This window comes from Streptomyces cellostaticus (assembly GCF_001513965.1).
In the GTDB taxonomy this organism is placed as follows: Bacteria; Actinomycetota; Actinomycetes; order Streptomycetales; family Streptomycetaceae; genus Streptomyces; species Streptomyces cellostaticus.
Window position 1 is genome coordinate 1 of record NZ_KQ948138.1, and the last position, 824, is coordinate 824.

Genomic DNA, 824 nt, shown 5'->3' on the forward strand with positions numbered 1-824 from the left:
CATCTAGTACTCCGTGCGTTCGAAGCCGGTGGGTCGACCGCCCGCGCTACCGCGGCGCCGGCGGTTGGCACGCTGGTCCTTGCGCTCAGGAATGGTGTGCTTGATCTGCCGACGCCTCAGATATCGGCGGTTCCGGCGGGACGAGTACGCTTTGTCGCCGCCCAGGTGATCGGGGCGTGTTCGTGGATGTCCGCCGGCCGGACGTGGGACACGGATACGTTGTGAGGCCGCGTGCGTGGTGACCTCACGCGCGCACGGATCTGGATGTGCCGGGACGCGGTAGTTGTCACCGCGCGACGCCCACGACCTGGTGCTCAAGGCGCGCGGGACGCGCTGATTGTCACCAACGGGACAGGATTCTTGGCACCCACGGTGCCTTGGACAGCGCATCTGTCACCGCGCCCGCGACGCTGGCCTGCTTCGATGGTTCGGCCGTACGCAGGCCGCCGCTCGCGGTGACAGGAGCCGTGTCCAGGTGGCAACTACCGTGTCCCGGCACCCTGGACCACAAGGCAGGCGCACGGCGGACACCCAAACCCGGTTACTTAGCCTCGATCCACCGATCAATAGCTGGTACAGGGCCTGGACATGAAGACGCGCATGCCCCCGACCTGAGACGATGGGACTTGTCTAGGGTTCCACATCCACCGATCGAGAACATCCGCGAGATGCAATCTGTCCGCGTGGCTGGGCTGTGTTCTTCCTACTTGGGGTGCCCTTCACCCTGGTGGCGTAACTTCGGGACCCCTGAAGCGTTCTCGCTACCGTCCGATCAATCCGCAGTCGGGCTGAAGGCGAGGAGGCGCGGGTTGGCGCTGACTGTT

General features: G+C 65.4%; 1 pseudogene. It reads right to left on the reverse strand.

The features are described from left to right. Positions 1-6: 6 nt before the first annotated feature. Positions 7-219, reverse strand: a pseudogene (locus AQI88_RS44665) (IS5/IS1182 family transposase); the annotation flags it as partial. Positions 220-824: the final 605 nt, after the last annotated feature.